The following is a 1,888-nucleotide window of genomic DNA, read 5'->3' on the forward strand; positions in this document are numbered from 1 at the left end:
TGTACATTTGTTTCCCAGGTAGGTTATAATCATTACATTTAAAACCTATGAATTTTGAAATTATTTTTCAAAAACACAAAATTCTGGATAAACTCTTTTGTCATTTCGCTTTTCACTTTTCACTCCCATTCCCTAATCCCTAATCCCTAATGTTTACAGCCTAACAACCAATCACCTCTTCACTTTTCACACCAACTCACCGTCTCACCGTCTCACCAACTCACTGACCCACTAACTACCTCACACCTCTCCACCGTCAGTTCAAGCATTTCAAGCAGGCAAGTAACGTATCGTGAACTCTTGAAACAACAAAGCGATACCGCAGAGACTCACAGAGAAAACACGAAGCTTCACAGAGAACTCATTAGAAACTTTAGACTAACGACTAACAACACTTCACTATTCACTATTCACTCCCATTCCCCAATCCCTAATCCCTAACCCCTAATACTTACAGCCTACAGCCTAACAACTAATCATCTCTTCACTTTTCACACCAACTCACCGTCTCACCGTCTCACCAACTCACTAACTACCTCACACCTCACCACCCTCAGTTCAAGCATTTCAAGCAGGCAAGAAACGTATCGAGAACTATTAGATCCTTTATCCTGTAATCCAAATATCCTTATATGATACTCATACTTCATACCATCTTCCTATGACGGAATCAGAACCTTTTTTTTGTATCTTTGATTATAATTAAAAACAACAAAATGGATCTTCAATCAACAAAAATCGAATTAGTTAAAACAATTTTAGCGATTGAAAACATGGAATTTATTCAAAAAGTAGCGGATTTCATTAATAAAGAAAACGTTGACTTCTGGAACGAATTAAGCACTTCAGAACAAAAAGAAATCAACCAAGGCATCGATGAGCTAAATAAAGGCAAAAGAGTGTCCTATGATTCATTTTTGAAGAAAATATCATAATGAAAGTTTATCTATCAGAATTAGCGGAATCCAAACTTCTTAAAATATCTGATTACCTTTTAGAAAATTGGGATTTAAAAACCAGAGATAAGTTTATTGAAAAGTTATCGGAAAAAATTAAACAGATTTCAATTCAACCACAAAGCTGTCCTAAATCTTCAGAAGTTAAAGGTCTTTACAAATGTGTTGTTACTAAACAAACGACACTCTATTATCGTATTTCAATTGAATTAAGAGAAATAGAAGTCATCACAATCTTTGACACAAGACAAAGTCCTGAAAACTTAAAAAAGGACATTAAATAAAATAGGAAAGTATTGGAAGTCAAAAGTTAATCCGCAGAGATGCACAAAGAAGACACAGAGATTTCCAGTCGTTAGTTTTTAGCTGGTAGTCCGTAATGTTTTGCTTTTCCAAATATTGTAAATTAAAAAAAGATGAACATTGCTCTCTGTCAGTTCGAGTGTTTCGAGGTCACGAGAAACGTATCGAGAACCATTGGAATTAAGCTATAACACAGAGATGCACAGAGAAAACACAAAGTTTCACAGAGAATTAATTAGAACATAGAGACTAGACTGATGGATGCTGGAGGTTGGAAGCTAGAGAATCGACACTTTGGTAATTCACGAAAAACTAAAGACTAACAACTAAAGACTAATATCGCTTCACTTTTAACTATTCACTTTTCACTCTTCACTTTTCACACTAACTCACTAACTCACTGTCTCACTGTCTCACTAATAACTAGAATCTAGACGCTAGATTAGAAGTTGTATCACAGAGACTCACAGAGAAAACACAAAGTTTCACAGAGAACTCCTAAAAACTAGAACATAAAAGCTACTGACTAAGAACCCACAACTAACAACAGAGAACACACAACATTTTATCATTTCACTTTTAACTTTTCACTTTTCACACTAACTCACACCTCACTATCTCACTATCTC

2 protein-coding genes are annotated in these 1,888 nt (G+C 35.1%); both read left to right on the top strand.

Annotated features, from left to right (window positions below):
* The first annotated feature begins 716 nt into the window (after positions 1 to 716).
* Positions 717 to 935, top strand: coding sequence for a hypothetical protein (locus DFQ11_RS14370; RefSeq protein ID WP_110476579.1), 219 nt, complete (start codon positions 717 to 719; stop codon positions 933 to 935).
* Positions 935 to 1,240 (top strand): type II toxin-antitoxin system RelE/ParE family toxin, encoded by a 306-nt coding sequence (locus DFQ11_RS14375; protein WP_110476580.1) that lies wholly within the window; start codon positions 935 to 937, stop codon positions 1,238 to 1,240. The genes DFQ11_RS14370 and DFQ11_RS14375 overlap by 1 nt, the downstream gene beginning before the upstream one ends.
* Positions 1,241 to 1,888: the final 648 nt, after the last annotated feature.

The sequence above is a fragment of the Winogradskyella epiphytica genome, from assembly GCF_003217215.1.
In the GTDB taxonomy this organism is placed as follows: Bacteria; Bacteroidota; Bacteroidia; order Flavobacteriales; family Flavobacteriaceae; genus Winogradskyella; species Winogradskyella epiphytica.